Origin of the sequence: Fictibacillus tiangongensis (assembly GCF_048083785.1) — a bacterium.
Lineage (GTDB): Bacteria > Bacillota > Bacilli > Bacillales > Fictibacillaceae > Fictibacillus.
This window is the reverse complement of sequence record NZ_CP182294.1, coordinates 17,380-33,978: the sequence shown is the minus strand read 5'-3', so window position 1 is coordinate 33,978 and position 16,599 is coordinate 17,380. Positions and strand designations below refer to the sequence as shown.

The 16,599-nt window shown below is 42.4% G+C and carries 17 protein-coding genes, 1 tRNA gene, 1 other RNA gene, 1 riboswitch and 1 other annotated feature; of the genes, 3 read left to right on the top strand and 16 right to left on the bottom strand.

The window, feature by feature from the left end; genetic code table 11:
• Positions 1–201 precede the first annotated feature (201 nt).
• The 7 genes from ACNJYY_RS00155 to tadA form a co-directional block, all read right to left on the bottom strand.
• A complete protein-coding gene (locus ACNJYY_RS00155; RefSeq protein WP_416730133.1) occupies positions 202–468 on the bottom strand; it encodes a pro-sigmaK processing inhibitor BofA family protein in 267 nt (88 codons plus the stop codon).
• 76 nt (positions 469–544) lie between these two features.
• Positions 545–769, bottom strand: coding sequence for a YaaL family protein (locus ACNJYY_RS00150; RefSeq protein ID WP_066390458.1), 225 nt, complete (start codon positions 767–769; stop codon positions 545–547).
• Between the two features lie 17 nt (positions 770–786).
• On the bottom strand, positions 787–1,383 hold the full coding sequence (recR, locus tag ACNJYY_RS00145; protein ID WP_066242586.1) for a recombination mediator RecR: 597 nt from the start codon (positions 1,381–1,383) through the stop codon (positions 787–789).
• A 9-nt stretch (positions 1,384–1,392) separates the two neighbouring features.
• The gene (locus tag ACNJYY_RS00140; RefSeq protein WP_370630164.1) at positions 1,393–1,710 is read right to left on the bottom strand and encodes a YbaB/EbfC family nucleoid-associated protein; all 318 of its coding nucleotides are present in this window, start codon (positions 1,708–1,710) and stop codon (positions 1,393–1,395) included.
• Between the two features lie 16 nt (positions 1,711–1,726).
• Complete coding sequence (gene dnaX, locus ACNJYY_RS00135) at positions 1,727–3,436, bottom strand: DNA polymerase III subunit gamma/tau (RefSeq protein WP_416730132.1); 1,710 nt, start codon at positions 3,434–3,436, stop codon at positions 1,727–1,729.
• A 105-nt stretch (positions 3,437–3,541) separates the two neighbouring features.
• An RNA gene (gene ffs, locus ACNJYY_RS00130) (signal recognition particle sRNA large type) lies at positions 3,542–3,806 on the bottom strand.
• Positions 3,807–3,892: 86 nt separating this feature from the next.
• Positions 3,893–4,396 carry a tRNA adenosine(34) deaminase TadA gene (tadA, locus tag ACNJYY_RS00125; RefSeq protein WP_416730131.1) on the bottom strand — a complete coding sequence of 168 codons (504 nt, stop codon included), beginning with the start codon at positions 4,394–4,396 and terminating at the stop codon, positions 3,893–3,895.
• Positions 4,397–4,548: 152 nt separating this feature from the next.
• Here tadA and ACNJYY_RS00120 point away from each other — a divergent pair, with 152 nt between their 5' ends.
• The 3 genes from ACNJYY_RS00120 to ACNJYY_RS00110 all read left to right on the top strand — a co-directional run bounded on the left by ACNJYY_RS00120 (position 4,549) and on the right by ACNJYY_RS00110 (position 6,586).
• Positions 4,549–5,163, top strand: a complete 615-nt coding sequence (locus tag ACNJYY_RS00120) for an isochorismatase family cysteine hydrolase (RefSeq protein WP_416730130.1) — start codon at positions 4,549–4,551, stop codon at positions 5,161–5,163.
• Positions 5,164–5,279: 116 nt separating this feature from the next.
• On the top strand, positions 5,280–5,921 hold the full coding sequence (locus ACNJYY_RS00115; RefSeq protein ID WP_066390445.1) for a deoxynucleoside kinase: 642 nt from the start codon (positions 5,280–5,282) through the stop codon (positions 5,919–5,921).
• Entirely contained in the window at positions 5,918–6,586 is a 669-nt protein-coding gene (locus tag ACNJYY_RS00110; RefSeq protein WP_066390443.1) for a deoxynucleoside kinase, read from the top strand. The genes ACNJYY_RS00115 and ACNJYY_RS00110 overlap by 4 nt, the downstream gene beginning before the upstream one ends.
• A 48-nt stretch (positions 6,587–6,634) precedes the next feature.
• Here ACNJYY_RS00110 and ACNJYY_RS00105 read toward each other — a convergent pair whose 3' ends face one another.
• The 9 genes from ACNJYY_RS00105 to guaB form a co-directional block, all read right to left on the bottom strand.
• Positions 6,635–7,450 (bottom strand): MetQ/NlpA family ABC transporter substrate-binding protein, encoded by an 816-nt coding sequence (locus tag ACNJYY_RS00105; protein ID WP_197223312.1) that lies wholly within the window; start codon positions 7,448–7,450, stop codon positions 6,635–6,637.
• Between the two features lie 244 nt (positions 7,451–7,694).
• On the bottom strand, positions 7,695–8,357 hold the full coding sequence (locus ACNJYY_RS00100) for a methionine ABC transporter permease (protein WP_225219028.1): 663 nt from the start codon (positions 8,355–8,357) through the stop codon (positions 7,695–7,697).
• Positions 8,350–9,363: a methionine ABC transporter ATP-binding protein gene (locus ACNJYY_RS00095; protein ID WP_416730129.1), complete on the bottom strand. Its 1,014-nt coding sequence runs from the start codon at positions 9,361–9,363 to the stop codon at positions 8,350–8,352. The genes ACNJYY_RS00100 and ACNJYY_RS00095 overlap by 8 nt, the downstream gene beginning before the upstream one ends.
• A gap of 68 nt (positions 9,364–9,431) precedes the next feature.
• A riboswitch (SAM riboswitch) is annotated at positions 9,432–9,538 on the bottom strand.
• A gap of 225 nt (positions 9,539–9,763) precedes the next feature.
• Positions 9,764–9,856 (bottom strand) — tRNA-Ser (locus tag ACNJYY_RS00090).
• 332 nt (positions 9,857–10,188) lie between these two features.
• Positions 10,189–11,463: a serine--tRNA ligase gene (gene serS / locus ACNJYY_RS00085; protein ID WP_198769472.1), complete on the bottom strand. Its 1,275-nt coding sequence runs from the start codon at positions 11,461–11,463 to the stop codon at positions 10,189–10,191.
• Positions 11,464–11,743: 280 nt separating this feature from the next.
• Positions 11,744–11,959: a binding site (T-box leader), on the bottom strand.
• 37 nt (positions 11,960–11,996) lie between these two features.
• Positions 11,997–12,581 (bottom strand): pyridoxal 5'-phosphate synthase glutaminase subunit PdxT, encoded by a 585-nt coding sequence (gene pdxT, locus ACNJYY_RS00080; protein WP_416730128.1) that lies wholly within the window; start codon positions 12,579–12,581, stop codon positions 11,997–11,999.
• 4 nt (positions 12,582–12,585) lie between these two features.
• Entirely contained in the window at positions 12,586–13,470 is an 885-nt protein-coding gene (gene pdxS, locus ACNJYY_RS00075) for a pyridoxal 5'-phosphate synthase lyase subunit PdxS (protein WP_066390422.1), read from the bottom strand.
• A gap of 172 nt (positions 13,471–13,642) precedes the next feature.
• Positions 13,643–14,953, bottom strand: coding sequence for a D-alanyl-D-alanine carboxypeptidase family protein (locus tag ACNJYY_RS00070; protein WP_416731773.1), 1,311 nt, complete (start codon positions 14,951–14,953; stop codon positions 13,643–13,645).
• Between the two features lie 128 nt (positions 14,954–15,081).
• Positions 15,082–16,539 carry an IMP dehydrogenase gene (guaB, locus tag ACNJYY_RS00065; protein ID WP_416730127.1) on the bottom strand — a complete coding sequence of 486 codons (1,458 nt, stop codon included), beginning with the start codon at positions 16,537–16,539 and terminating at the stop codon, positions 15,082–15,084.
• Positions 16,540–16,599: the final 60 nt, after the last annotated feature.

Sequence of the window (16,599 nt, the reverse complement as noted above, 5' to 3'; positions counted from 1 at the left end):
ATAATAAGAAGTCAACCGTTTTTTAAAATTTGTTTCCCGCCTGCAACAATGTTTCATGTGTTGCGGCGACAAGAAATAATATACCACGTATTGTGATTTAAGGTCAATAGCTATTTTGAAATTACTTTAAATAAATGAAAAAAGGTTTAGAAAGCTGATTATCGCTCTCTAAACCTTGGTTTATGAATACTTATAAACCCCCTAGTTCAAGATGAAGAATTCGATAGCTACTAGGGAAGCTATGCCGGGCAGTCCAGCAATTCCTGAGATCAGAGCGGTAAACGCATTGATCGGAATATGAATATCATATGAGTTTCCGACTGCATTTAATAAGAAAAGCAACAGTGCACCAATACAAAAGCGTGTAATACCGAATCCGATCCAGCGTATCGGCCGCATTGGAGCACCTACTAGAAGCAGAACAAAGATGATCGTTCCAAGAATAGCGATTACCGTTATTGGCTCCATTCTCGATTCCTCCTATACAACATCCAAGTTATTTACTAGTCATTGTATGGGAGTTGTCCAAAAAAAAGACCAGCAGTTATTTTAACTTGCTGGTAGTGACGTTTCTTTTTTTTGCTTCTTTTAATAAGAAGAAGTATTTTGATTCTGCTAGTTGAAGCTTAAAGATAACCTCTTCTGACGGCTCGACACTGCGTTCCACCATTTCTTTTTGGTGCATCCAGTCTATCTTTAGCTCATCAAGACTTTGAAGCAGCTCTTCATCTCCGGATCGCTTCAATCGCCCTTTTCGGGAAAAAAACATGCAAGCAACCCCTTTAGTTAGATTTCTCTTCTTCCTTCAAGCGCTTTGGATAGCGTTACTTCATCCGCATACTCCAAGTCCCCGCCTACAGGCAGACCATGGGCAATACGAGTAATCTTGATACCCGTTGGTTTTAGAAGTCTCGCGATATACATGGCAGTGGCTTCTCCTTCGATGTTCGGATCAGTAGCCATGATAATTTCTTGAATACCTTCATCTGTAAGACGCTTCAACAGTTCTGCGACTTTAATATCCTCTGGTCCTACTCCGTCCATCGGTGAGATGGCACCGTGAAGTACATGATAGAGTCCGCGGTATTCTTTCATTTTTTCCATCGCAATAACATCCTTGGAGTCGTGAACAACACAGATCGTCGTTCGGTCTCTGCTGGAATCATCGCAGATCATACAAGGATCACGGTCAGTAATATGAAAGCAGTTGGAACAATAGATAAGCTGACGTTTCGCGTTAACGAGTGCTCGTCCAAAATCAAGCACGTCATCTTCTTTCATTTCCAATACGAAAAATGCCAGGCGAACCGCCGTTTTCGGTCCGATGCCCGGCAATTTCATAAAGCTTTCAATCAGTTTTGAGATCGGTTCAGGATAATGCATAGCATATTCCTAGAACATTCCAGGAATGTTTAGTCCTTTTGTGAATTTGCCCATGTCTTGTGATACGAGTTCGTCTACTTTCTTAAGTGCATCGTTCGTAGCCGCTAGTACAAGGTCTTGAAGCATATCGATATCGTCCGGATCTACCACTTCTTCTTTAATGATAATGTCGATGATCTCTTTGTGACCGTTCGCTTTAACAGTAACCATACCGCCGCCAGCTGTACCTTCGATCACTTTATCTTTTAGTTCCTCTTGAGCTTTTGCCATGTCACGCTGCATTTTTTGCATTTGTTTCATCATATTGTTCATGTTGCCTTTCATCATCGTACAATTCCTCCTTTTATTCTTCCTCTTCTTTTATCTCAATTAAATCATCGCCAACCAATTTGATCGCCTCCGCGATAAGAGGGTCTTCTGTTTTTTCTTTCTCTTCAGAAGATGGCTGGCCTTGCTGTTGTTCTTTTATGAAATCAGCTTTTAGTTTCTGCCATTCTGGATCCAATATGGATAGCATGGACAGGTTCTTTCCTATTGTACTATAAACTGCGCTTTCAACATAGCTTCTGTTGTTCTCTTGAGATGCCATCTGACGGTGGATTTCATGCTGAAATGCCAGCAAAAAGATTTGATCTGAACAAGCTACCGGCTCTGCTCCTGACAGCAGGGCAAATGCACTTACTTTTTCAGAACGGATCTTATCTAAGATCTCTCCCCACATTCCTTTAAGCTGAACAAGGTTTGGTTTTTTTGCTTTTTTGAGCATCTCTTTTACTTGCGTTTGTGATGCACCACCTTGTCCTCTTATCACTCGTTTCTCTCTTGGAGCTTCTGTCTCGGTCTGGGAAGAAGGTCCGTTAGATGACCAGCCGCTTTCTTTCATCTTTTTAAGTTCATGTTCTAATTGCTCAATTCTTTGCATTAACGGTTTAACTGAAGGATTCCCTGCTTGTGACGAGATCCCTTCTTGCTTTTGATAACAAATCTTGATGAACGTGGTCTCTAAGAAAATCTTAGGATGGTTCGTCCATTTCATCTCTTGTTGAGCAGCGTTCAACTGACCGATGATCGAATAGATATCTTCTGCAGCTGTAGCATCTGCTAACCGTGCAAAGTCTTCGTCCGTTGAGACTCGTTCTAACAGCTCTTCTAATTGAGGTGCCGTTTTATATAGAAGCATATCTCTATAATAGTAGATAAGGTCTCCTAAAAAGCGGACAGGATCTTTTCCTTCATGTAAAAGTTCTGTCGATAATGTAAGAGCTTTTGAAACATCTTTTTCAAAAAAGGCTTCTGCCATCTCTGAAAGATGTTTTTGTGAGGCTGAGCCGGTTACCGACAAAACATCTTCCACTCTTACTTTATCATCACTATAGGAGATCGCTTGGTCGAGGAGACTCAATGCGTCACGCATTCCGCCTTCTGCTGCTCTGGCTAGCAGTTGAAGGGCTTCTTCATCAACTTCGGTGCCGTTTGCGTCGACGATCTGCCTCATTCGTCCGATGATAGACTGTGAAGAAATCCGCTTGAAATCAAACCGCTGACATCGGGAAACGATCGTTGCCGGAATTTTATGCGGCTCTGTTGTTGCGAGAATAAAAATAACATGGCTTGGCGGTTCTTCTAAAGTTTTTAACAACGCGTTAAACGCACCAGTTGAAAGCATATGTACTTCATCTATGATATAGACTTTGTACGTAACAGAGGACGGTGCAAACTTTACTTTGTCCCGAATATCTCTTATATCATCCACACCTGTATTAGACGCAGCATCGATCTCTAGTACATCAGATATCGAGCCGTTCGTGATTCCTCTACAAGCGTCACATTCATTACATGGCTCAGATACTGGAGCCCGTTCACAGTTAACAGCTTTGGCAATAATTTTTGCCGCACTTGTTTTACCCGTTCCTCGTGGTCCTGAAAACAGGTAGGCATGGGAAAGCTTGTCCTGCATCAAGGCATTTTGAATCGTTTTTGTAATGTGTTCCTGCCCGACCATATCTTCAAAGCTCTGTGGCCTCCATACGCGGTAGAGCGCTTGATAACTCATCCCTTTGCCTCCTTTATATCACTTCATTCTTTCTATATTATACTGAAACATTACAAAAAACTCACCCCTGAAACAAGGGTGAGTTATTGTTTATATATTAGAATGCCGCGCACCTCTCTTTGGAATAGTCAACCTATGCGTACAAATGCAGTTAGCTCAGTCCAGGTTGCCCCACGGCACACGAAGTGGTCCACTTACTGCTGCTTCCTTCCGGACCTGACAGGGTTCATGGGTCTCCGTTGCGCAGGACCCGGACATCAACACCACTTACGTCCGTCAGACCATACGTTGAACTAGCCGAGGAGAGGAATTCAACCTCGCTACAGCGGATTGCGAGTACAGGGCACCGCTACCTCCCCATCTAGCGCGACAAAGTGTATAACATTGTTAGATGCACAACTAAATGTGCAAGATTTAGTATACTATGTCCTTTTAAAAAAATCAACCGCAGGAGCACTAAAGCTCCTTTCTCCGCTCTTCCTTTTCCTTCCTTTTACGATCGCGAAGTTTTTTGAAAAAGCTTGAAAGAATTTGACTGCACGCTTCACTCTTTACGCCCGCTACAACCTCACATTGGTGGTTAAAGCGTTCTTCTTGTAAAAGGTTCATTAACGTTCCCGCGCAGCCTCCTTTAGGATCAGCCGCTCCGTACACCACACGGCTTACTCGTGAGAGGACAATCGCACCTGAACACATCGCACATGGTTCTAGCGTTACGTATAATGTTGCTCCTTCAAGTCGCCACGCTTCCTTTTCTCTACAAGCTTGATCAATGGCCAGAAGCTCTGCATGAGCGATCGCTCTTTGTTCGGCTTCGCGGAGATTATGGGCTCTTGCGACAATCTCATCTTCTATTACTAAAATAGCCCCAATGGGAACCTCACCGATATCCGCTGCTTTTTGTGCTTCTTGTAGGGCAAGCTCCATGTAAAATTCATCTTTTTCTAAGATCTCCATCATTTTCGCTCCAAAGTTTTAGTTGTAAGAGATTATACAAGAGGTTTTGCTAATAATAAAGAGAGGAATGGATGTATAGATCAAATTCGTTATTTCCTTTATATAGATAAGAATGACTATTTATTAAATACGCTAAACGAAAGAGAGGATTCGTTATGGAAAAACAAGATCAGCACGAGAACAATAAAATACCGGTCGCTCTGCTTATTATTGACGTGATCAACGACTTTAATTTTCCTGAGGCGCCACTTTTGTTAAAAACATCAGCACCGATCGCCGATAAAATTTATGATCTGAAGAAACGAGCTAAAAAAGAGAAGATACCTGTTATTTATGTAAACGATAACTTCGGACAATGGCAATCAGATAAACACAAGCTTGTCGATTATTGCTCCACGCAATCCGGTGGTGAATTCGTAAAAAAATTGCAGCCAGACGATGATGATTTTTTTGTCGTCAAACCAAAGCATTCCGGATTTTTCTCGACCCCATTATCCACTTTATTAAATGAGCTTAGTATTCAAACTTTAATACTATGTGGTGTAGCAGGCAACATATGTGTTCTCTTTACAGCAAACGATGCTTATATGAGAGGCTTTACACTTTATGCACCTGCTGATTGTTCAGCATCTAATATAGAAGAAGATAACGAAAGAGCTTTGATTTTAATGGAAAAGACATTGAATGCCGATATCAGCAAGAGCGAAGACTTAGATTTAAAAGCGATCATCGAACAGGCAAACGAAAACAAACATAAAACGATGTACTAAATAGCATATTTACCATTAACTTTTTACCGATAATCTCACCACCTTTTCAAAACGTATGCTACAATATTCTTTGTCTGTAATTTTTCGTTTGTTATTTATAAGGGAGGAAAAGGAAGATGAGTTCAACCCCCTTTATCGCAGTTGAAGGGCCGATTGGCGTAGGGAAAACATCGCTCGCAAAAGCTATTGCCGAGCACTATAACTTTCAATTATTGAAAGAGATTGTAGAGGAGAATCCTTTTCTCGGAAAATTTTACGACAACATCGATGAGTGGAGTTTTCAAACCGAGATGTTCTTTCTTTGCAACAGGTATAAACAGCTTGAAGAGATTCAAGGACAGTACTTATCTAAACAGATACCTGTCGTTTCTGATTATCATATCTTTAAGAACCGTATTTTTGCAGGTCGAACGCTAAAAGACGGAAATCTTCATAAATACATGCAGTGTTTCGATATCCTTACTGAGGATATGCCTGTACCGAACGTGATCATCTATTTAAACGCTAGCCTCGATACGTTGCTCGACCGAGTGCGTAAGCGCGGACGTTTTATCGAGCAAAATATGGAGCCTGCGTACTTAGAACAGTTAGCTGAAGATTATGAAACGTTCATGACTGCCTTTAAAAAGCAGCACCCGGAGATTCCAGTGCTCTCTTTTAACGGAGATGACTTAGATTTTGTTGCGTATGAAGCGGATAAAGAGAAGATCTTTTCCTTAATCGATGCAACTCTGAAAAAAGGAGAAGTTGCGCGATGAGTAAACTCATACAGTACGGAATCCCAAATGATGCTGTCATAACAGTGGCCGGTATGGTAGGTGCGGGTAAATCTACCTTTACGAATGCACTTGCAGAAAAATTAAAGTTTCGTACATCCATGGAAAAAGTGGATAACAACCCATACTTAGAAAACTTTTATCATGATTTTAAGCGCTGGAGCTTTCACCTGCAGATCTTCTTTTTAGCAGAACGCTTCAAAGAGCAAAAAAGAATGTTCGATTATGGCGGCGGATTTGTGCAAGACCGTTCGATCTATGAAGACACAGGTATATTTGCTCGCATGCACTTTGATAAGGGCAACATGTCTGATGTAGATTACGAAACGTATACTCACCTGTTTGAAGCTATGGTCATGACACCATACTTCCCGCAGCCTGATTGCTTGATATACTTAGAAGGCTCTCTTGATGATATCTTAGCTCGTATTCAAAAACGCGGCCGTAAGATGGAGCAAGAAACACCTGTTTCCTATTGGGAAGAGATGTACGATCGCTATGAAAAGTGGATCGCTTCTTTTAATTCTTGTCCTGTGCTTCGTGTGAATATTAATGATTACGATCTTCGCGATAATCCAGAGTCCATCGATCACATCGTAGAAAAAATCGCACAAAAGATTGAAGCGAAACGAGAAGTTCGCTTATAAACATAAAAACCCCGGAGCTCAATTCTTATGAGCTCCGGGGTTTTGTATTTATTTCTTCATCCATTCAGGTTTTCCGAAGCCTTCGAACTCCTTATCGATCACTTCTTCAAATTCCTTCGATTCCACTACCTTCTTAATATCTTTTGCGAACGCAGAATCTACATCTTTCGTGTTCACCACAACACGGTTACGGTATGTGTCAGGCATGTTCTCTAATTGAATCGCATCCAATAAGTCCATCTTTGCTGCGAGTGCAAAGTTGCCAGGAACAGCTGCAACATCTGCACTTTGGACAGCACGTGGAAGCTGCGCCGCTTCTAATGGTTTGAACACGAGCTTCTTAGGATTATCCTGAACATCTTTTTCAGAAGCTGTTAGTTCGTTGATTCCCTCTTTAATGGTGATCAGTTTTGCGTCTTCAAGCATGAGCAGCGTGCGCGCTAAGTTAACCGGGTCGTTTGGTATAGCGACCGTGCTGCCTTCTTTTATGTCCTTAACCGATTTGAATTTCTCAGAATAGAGGCCCATCGGTGCTGTTGGAACGATAATGACTTCTGACAGCTTTAAGTTCTTTTCTTTTGCAAAATTCTCCATGTACACTTTGTGCTGAAAAAGGTTCGCATCTAGATCGCCTTTTGATAATGCCATGTTTGGCTGAATATAGTCGCTGAATTCAATGACTTTTACTTTGTATCCTTTTTTCTCTAGTGAGGGCTTGATCGCTTTGTTGACCATGTCTGTGTATGGTCCTGCTGTTGCGCCGAGGGTTACTTCTTTATCTTTTGATGCATCTGATGAAGATGAGCATCCTGCTAAGCCGAAGGCGAGCAGAGCTGTTAGTAGTGTAAGTATGATTTTTTTCATGATGATCCCCTTTTTAATGACAGTTTTTTTCTTCGATGCTCTTGTAAGGTGGTTGATTTCCGTTCCAGGTGCTTCGCTTTCCGCGGGGCGACCCGCTTCGCGCCCTTAAGGGTCTCACCTGACCGCTCGTCCCGCAGGAGTCTCACACCTTACACTCCAATCAACTTCTCAATGAAGTTCCTACAACCATATAGGCGAAACCTCGCAAAATGAAATTTTCTCGTGCCACCTTTAGTGTGAAAATTTATCTCTTGTTTACAGCCTTTGCTGCACCGTCTCCTATGACTTGCATGAGCTGGACGATTACGATTAGGAGGATAACGGTTGTTAGCATGATCGTGTTGTCGTAGCGATAGTAGCCGAAACGGATGGCGAAGTCTCCGATTCCTCCTCCGCCGACGATACCGGCCATGGCTGAATAGCCGAGCAAGCTGATGGCTGTGACTGTTATCGCTTGAACGATACCTGGCTTCGCTTCAGGTAGGAGGACTTCACGGATGATCATCCATGGCGTCGCGCCTACTGCAACGGCCGCTTCGATCACACCTTTATCGATCTCCCGTAAAGAGGTTTCTACGAGCCTTGCAAAGAACGGGATGGCTGCGACAGATAAAGAGACTGATGCTGCCGTTGGTCCGATCGTTGTTCCGGTGATCAGTTGTGTTAACGGCAGTAAAGCGACTAATAGAATAATGAATGGCACAGAGCGGATCAAGTTTACAAGAATGCCCGCTATCTGTTTGATCCACGCATTCTCAAATAATAATCCTTTGTCTGTTACAAATAGTATGATCCCAAGCGGCAGGCCAACTACTAATGATACACCAAGCGATATAGCGACCATATATAGCGTTTCGAAGAATGCTTTATTCAGATCTGGAAGGATGTTTAAAATTGAATCAAGCAACTTGTTTCACCACCTCAAGATTTTCTATGCGACTTTCAATATAGGAGATCGCTCGCTTCACTTCTGCTTCTTCACCAACAAGTTCCATGATGAAGATACCAAGCGGTGTTTCCTGAATGTATTCGATCTTACCGTGAAGGATATTTCCTTTTACACGGAAGTTTTGGAAAAGCTCAGAAACTACGGCCTCTTCTGCAATGGCTCCTTTGAACTGAATCTTGATCACCGTTCCTTTTCTGTTCTTTAGAAGAGGTTCTGGTAGATCCATCTGGATAACAGAGCTGATGAACGTTTTTGTGAGCTCTTTTTCTGGATTAGCAAAAATGTTATACACATCACCCGACTCGATGATTTCTCCATCCTGCATGATCGCCATTCGGTGGCAGATCTCTTTTACTACTTCCATCTCATGCGTGATCAGTACGATCGTAATGCCTAACTTTTTATTGATGGACTTCAGCAAGGAAAGAATCGATTTCGTTGTATTCGGATCAAGAGCTGAAGTCGCTTCATCACAAAGTAATACCTTCGGGTCGTTCGCGAGGGCTCTCGCAATACCTACTCGCTGTTTCTGACCCCCGCTCAGCTGGGAAGGGTACTGATCTTTTTGATTCTCTAATCCCACCAGTTTCAAAAGCTCGTTTGTTTTACTGGTGATTTCTTCTTTCGTTTTTCCTGCTGCTTTTAAAGCGAAAGCGATATTCTCAAAAACAGTCTTTGCACTGATCAAATAAAAATGCTGAAAGATCATGCCGATCTTCAGACGTTCCTCACGCAACTCCTTTTTTCCTAGCTTCGTGATCGAGATGCCATCGATCTTGATCTCTCCTGATGTTGGTTTTTCTAATAAGTTGAGACAGCGCAACAACGAGCTTTTTCCAGCCCCGCTATATCCTACAATGCCAAAGATCTCACCTTTTTCGATCGTCAGGGATACATTTTTTACTCCGACGATCTCTTTGCCCTTTACTTTATATAATTTCGTAACGTCATTGATCTCGATCATATGTCCTCCCCCTTACAATATAAAAAAGCCCTCTTCATTCCATGGAAGAGGGCGAATAAGTAAACATCGACTTATCTTCCAGAATGAATCATCATTCTGCAGGAAGTAGCACCGTTCCGTTATGGAGGTTGCCGGACGTCATAGGGCCTGATCCCTCGGTCTCTCTGAATAAGTATTGCATTATTGAATTAAGTTATAGTTGTCATCATACGCCCTGTCTAAAAGTTCTGTCAATACTAAATTTTATCACTTTAATTTGTTAGCGCTTATATACATTGGTATGAATGGTTAAAATATTTTAGGGTTTCTATTGGTGTTTTTGAAAATTGATGATACAGTTTTTTATAAAACACAACAAAAAACCTCATCCGAGAAACTCAGATGAGGTTGAATATGTATATGGAGGAGGTAGAGGGATTCGAACCCCCGCGGGTCGTTAAACCCCTGTCGGTTTTCAAGACCGATCCCTTCAGCCGGACTTGGGTATACCTCCGTGTGACTGACAAGAACTATAATAACATGGTGATAAATATAGTGTCAACGGTTTTTAAAACTTTTTTTGTTTTTTTATTTATCTTTTTTAGACGTATGCTTTTACGGTACGTGTTCTTATATTTATTACACGTTCACCGATAAAACAGCGCTGACCACCTGATATCCAATGACTTTCACCTGTGAATCTTGAATTTTCACCGCTAGACCTCTTCCCACCACCTGAAAACCAATTCGGACCACCGATAATGAAACTTTTACACCCCGTAAACATATAAAAGCTGACTCTAACGGCCCTTTTGGAGACCATTTTAGAGTCAGCTTCTACTTTTTTTACTTAATTACTTCTTTATTCCCCATATAAGGACGCAGAACTTCTGGAATGACTACAGTTCCGTCTTCTTGTTGATAGTTCTCTAAGATAGCGGCTACTGTACGACCGATCGCAAGGCCTGATCCATTTAGCGTATGAACGAATTCCGGCTTCCCTTTTGCATCTCGACGGAAACGAATTTGAGCACGGCGCGCTTGGAAATCTTCAAAGTTAGAGCAAGAAGAAATCTCGCGATACTCACCGTAGCTTGGAAGATATACTTCAATATCGTACTTCTTAGCTGCTGTGAATCCTAGATCAGCCGTACACATGCTCAGGACGCGGTACGGAAGGTTAAGCAGCTGCAGTACTTTTTCAGCGTGTCCTGTCAGCTTCTCAAGCTCTTCATAAGAATCCTCAGGTTTAACGAAGCGAACTAGCTCTACTTTGTTGAACTGATGCTGACGGATCAATCCGCGCGTGTCGCGTCCTGCAGATCCCGCTTCAGAACGGAAACAAGCGCTGTACGCTGCATAGGTGATCGGAAGTTCATCAGCTGTCAGAATCTCTTCTCGGTGCATATTCGTTACAGGAACTTCAGAAGTTGGGATCAAGAAATAATCTTCTTCGCGAATTTTGAACGCGTCTTCTTCAAACTTTGGAAGCTGACCTGTTCCTGTCATGCTTTGACGGTTAACCATGTATGGCGGCAGTACTTCAGTATAGCCATGCTCGTCTTCGTGCAGATCCATCATGAAGTTGATAAGTGCACGCTCTAGACGAGCTCCTAGACCTTTATAAAAAGCGAAACGGCTGCCTGTTACTTTTGCTCCACGTTCGAAATCAACGATATTAAGTTCAGTCGCGAGATCCCAGTGAGGTTTTGCTTCAAATGCAAACTCAGGAACATCTCCCCAGTGACGTACAGGTACGTTATCATCCTCAGTCTCACCAACTGGAACACTTTCATGCGGTATGTTAGGCAACGTCAGCATGATAGCGTTAAGGTCTTCTTCGACTTGGCGAAGCTCATCATCCATCGTTTTAATCTTATCGCCTACTTCGCGCATCTCTGTGATGAGGTGGTCTGCATCTTTTTTCTCACGCTTGAACTCTGCTACCTGTTTAGATACTTCGTTACGCTTAGATTTTAGAGCTTCTGTCTCACCGATTAACTCGCGGCGGCGCTGATCTAACGCTTCGAACTGATCTAACCCAGAGAGGTCTTCTCCACGTGCAGATAACTTTTCTTTTACTTCTTCAAAATTGGCACGAACAAATTTTAAATCTAACATGTTTATGTCCTCCTTTAGTTTATAAAAAATCACGGTTTTCTTTTGCTTTGCAGTTATTGAAAGTAGTTGACTACGTTTTTAGGTCGCTCGCTTTCCGCGGGGGGTGCGGTGAGCCTCCTAGCGCTGTGCGCTTTTAGTAGTCTCACCTGCTCAATCATCCCGCAGGAGTCTCAAACCTTACACTTCGTTCAACCTTCCAAAGAAGTTAAGTTCAATCACGTCTTAGATGTCACATGAAAAAACAAAAAACTCCCGCCCGCTATCTCTAATAAAAATTAGAAATAGGGACGAGAGTTAACCCGCGTTGCCACCCTAATTGCAATAGAATTTCTATTGCCGGCTCGATTACATGTAACGGTTCTTCACCGGAAAAGCTTACTGAACGTTCAGCTCTTCACTCGAGGATGGATTCGCAAAACACCTTGATCGGTTTTCACCAGCCACCGACTCTCTAAACAAAGTAATTTTTGCTACTAGTTCCTGTCATTGATTTTTTATAATGATTTTATAGTAATGTACAGCATTTTTGTATTTTATGCAACTACTTCTTTAGCCGATTGTACCATTTTTACAAAATATTGATGAAGTCTGTAGTCGTCAGTTAGCTCTGGGTGGAAGGCTGCACAGAGGAAATGTCCTTGTTTAGCCGCTACGATTCGATCGTTATGCTTCGATAGAATCTCAACTTCCGGCCCGACTTCAACGATAAACGGCGCTCGGATAAATACACCCGTATAATCTTCCCCTACACCATGTATCATGAGATCTGCTTCAAAACTGTCCACCTGACGCCCGAACGCATTGCGCTCAACCGTCATATCGATCAGTTCAAGGTGTGCTGAATCTTGTCCTTGGATGCGTTCAGCCATCAAGATCAATCCTGCACATGTTCCGAAAACAGGTTTGTTTTGAGCAAACTTCTTTAACGGTTCTAAGAAATGATATTTATCGATCAATCGTCTCATCGCTGTACTTTCGCCGCCTGGCATCACTAACCCGTCTAGGTCTGCAAGTTCATCTACACGCTTTACCGCTACAGCTTCTGCTCCGCTTGCTTCAATCGCTGCTACATGCTCGCGTACCGCACCTTGTAAGGCTAATACTCCAATTTTTAGCATGGATTTACCAGCCTCGCTCCTGCATACGCTCACCGTGAGCTAGCGTTGAGATGTCAATACCTTTCATTGCTGTTCCGAGACCTTTAGATAGTTCAGCGATTAGTTTGTAGTCTTGGTAGTGCGTAGTAGCTTCTACGATGGCACGAGCAAACTTTTCTGGGTTCTCAGACTTGAAGATTCCTGATCCGACAAATACACCGTCTGCGCCAAGTTCCATCATGAGTGCTGCATCTGCTGGTGTTGCGATTCCGCCAGCTGCAAAGTTAACGACAGGGAGCTTGCCCGCTTTTTTAATTTGAAGAAGGACTTCGAAAGGTGCACCTAAGTTCTTAGCTTCTGTCATGAGCTCGTCTTCGCTCATAGCAACTACTTTACGGATCTGACCTTGAATCATTCTCATGTGGCGTACTGCCTCAACGATGTTACCTGTTCCAGGCTCACCCTTTGTACGAAGCATGGATGCACCTTCAGCGATACGGCGTGACGCTTCTCCAAGATCACGTGCTCCACATACGAAAGGTACTGTGTAATCGCTCTTCAATAAGTGGAAAACTTCATCTGCTGGAGTTAGCACTTCACTCTCATCGATATAGTCAACACCCATTGCTTCAAGAACGCGCGCTTCAACAATATGTCCGATACGTGCCTTCGCCATTACAGGAATAGAAACAGCATTCAAAACTTCTTCTGTGATTGTAGGATCAGCCATACGCGCTACTCCGCCTGCAGCACGAATATCTGAAGGAACACGCTCAAGTGCCATTACGGCTACTGCTCCTGCAGCTTCCGCAATACGAGCTTGTTCTGCGTTTACAACGTCCATGATGACGCCGCCTTTTTGCATTTCTGCCATTCCTCTTTTTACACGTTCAGTACCTGTTTTTAACATGCTTACTACCCCCTGAATTATATGTGTTATAACAACAATTTTCGGTTGTTTTAAGATAAAACTAGTATTCTCATCTATTTTATCGCAAATCAAAAAAAGCGCAACTCTCTATATTTTCAGAAAAAAAGAAGCTCCTCAGCAATTGCTAAAGAACTTCTAAAATCGTATAAAATTAAAACCAGCCTTTAACCATGTCAACGGCACCAGACCAAAGTCCGCCAAAGAATCCGCCAACACCGCGTAACGCAAGAACGAACCAGTTCGCTTTTTCAACGGATTGAGTCGTTACTACCTCTGTCTTGCCTTTTGTTTCACCATCGATCAGGTAGCCGTAGTCTTCACCGCTGCCTGTATACTCAACATTGATATGACCGACAACTTCACCTTTTTTAACAGGTGCTGTCAGTTCGCCATCTTTTGTCATCTTCTTCTTATCCATAACAAATTTAGGCTTATAGTTTTCTTTCTCTCCTCTTTTGATCACCATGGAAAGAGGTTCTTTTGTAGCAACTTTAACTTCTTTTTCCTTACCTTTTACGACAGGAATTGTTTTGTTGCCTTTCACTTGATAGTTATCCTTTAAGATCTGCTCTTTTTCAAAGTTTGCAAATCCAAAATCAAATAGTTTCTTCGTTTCTTTAAATCGATCCAAGCGAGTTCCTGTTTTCATAACAACTGAAATTAGGCGAGTATCTCCCTTTTTCACTGTACCTGTAAAACAGTTCCCTGCAAGGTCCGTTGATCCTGTTTTTAATCCGTCTACTCCCTCATAGCCACTATTGAGCTCAGGAAGCATCCAGTTCCAGTTCTCCATCTGAATTTCATCATCCGTGCCCGCGCGGAATTTCAAACGTGGAACACTTGCTGTTTCTAACACTTCTGGATGATCTTTAAGTAAGTTGTAAGCTAGAATAGCAGTTGCACGAGGACTCATCATGTTCTCGTCTGTTTCACTGCCTGAATTATGGTTGCCAAAAAGGTCTTTATTATTAAGGCCGGAAGAGTTAACAAAGTTGAAATCTTTCATCCCTAGTTCTTTACCCTTGGCATTCATCTTTTTAACGAACTCACCTTCGGAGCCCGCGATTAGTTCTGATAATGCGATCGTTGCTCCATTTGCTGAATAGATCGCCATTGCTTGGTATAACTCACGAACTGTATATTTTTCATCTACACGTAAAGGTACGTTCGATAACGTTCGATTTTGAGAAATCTTATGGGCATATTCAGAAATACTCGTTTTCTGATCCCAAGATATCTTTTTCTTGTCAATGGCTTCTAGTAATAGGTATTCGGTCATCATCTTACTCATACTTGCAGGAGCGAGTAACTTATCAGCATTTTTCTGATATAATATTTTCCCCGTTTCTGCATCCACAAGTATAGCCCCTTCAGCTGCTACATCTAAAGTCGGTGCCGCACTTGCTGACTTTGAAAATCCTAATAAACTCGTCGTAAAAAATGAAAAAATCAGTGTCACCACTAAAAGTTGTTTTATCTTGCTGTTCAAAAAACTGCACCTCCAAACCCATTTACACACAAAAGTTATTGTACCATACACATTTTCAAAAAAATAGACAGAGGTTATACCTCTGTCCTAAAAATGTGTCTTTAGACTGAATAATTTGGTGCTTCTTTAGTAATTTGAACTTGATGCGGATGACTCTCACGAAGTCCAGCACCCGTAATTTTTACAAAACGGGAATCATTTTGAAGCTCATCGATCGTTGCTGTTCCACAATAACCCATACCTGAACGGATGCCGCCAACTAACTGATAGATCGTATCAGCCAATGGTCCTTTGTAAGGTAGTCGTCCTTCGATACCTTCTGGAACAAGCTTCTTATTATTTTCCTGGAAATAGCGGTCGCTGCTTCCTCGCTCCATCGCGCCTACTGAACCCATGCCGCGATACACTTTAAATTGACGTCCCTGGAAGATTTCGCGCTCTCCTGGACTCTCAGATACACCAGCAAGCATACTGCCTAGCATAACGGCGTGTCCGCCTGCTGCGATCGCTTTAACGATATCTCCAGAATATTTGATACCACCATCTGCGATGATCGGTACGCCATACTTCTTCGCTTCTGTTGCACAATCATAAACGGCAGTTACTTGTGGTACTCCCACACCAGCAACAACACGTGTCGTACAGATCGAACCAGGTCCGATTCCAACTTTTACAACGCTTGCTCCTGCTTCGATCAGATCACGAGTCGCCTCTGCAGTAGCAACGTTACCAGCGATGATCGTTAACTTAGGATAAGCGTCTCTTACTTCACGAACTTTTTGAAGAACTCCTTCAGAATGTCCATGAGCCGTGTCGATAACAATCGCATCCACACCAGCTTGTACTAACTTCTCTACACGTAGAAGGGCATCCTTTGTAACTCCTACTGCAGCTCCAACTAACAAACGTCCTTGTGTGTCTTTTGCAGAGTTCGGAAACTCAATGACTTTCTCGATATCTTTAATGGTGATCAAGCCTTGTAGTGTACCTTCATCATCTACAAGTGGAAGCTTTTCGATCTTATATTGCTGAAGCATATTTTCAGCTTCTTTTAACGTAGTGCCAACCGGTGCAGTCACTAAGTTTTCTTTTGTCATAACATCTGAAATTTTAATGGAGTAATCCTGAACAAAACGTAAATCACGGTTCGTTAAGATACCTACTAATTTTTTGTCTGCATCTACGATCGGTACACCGCTGATACGATACTTACCCATCAAATGTTCAGCGTCAAATACTTGATGCTCAGGTGTCAGGTAGAACGGGTCTGTGATTACGCCACTTTCAGAACGTTTAACACGGTCGATCTGTTCTGCTTGTTCTTCAATAGACATGTTCTTGTGTACAATCCCTAAACCGCCTTGTCGTGCCATAGCGATTGCCATGTTTGCTTCTGTTACTGTGTCCATACCAGCACTGATAATCGGAACGTTCAGTTGAACCGTATCAGATAACCTCGTTTTAATTGAAACATCACCAGGTAGAACTGACGATTTCGCTGGAATTAATAACACATCATCAAAGGTTAAACCTTCTTTTGCAAACTTATCTTGCCACATACCTTAACCACCCCTTCAAATTTATCTTCCTGAAAAATATTATTTGTAGATTATCAACTG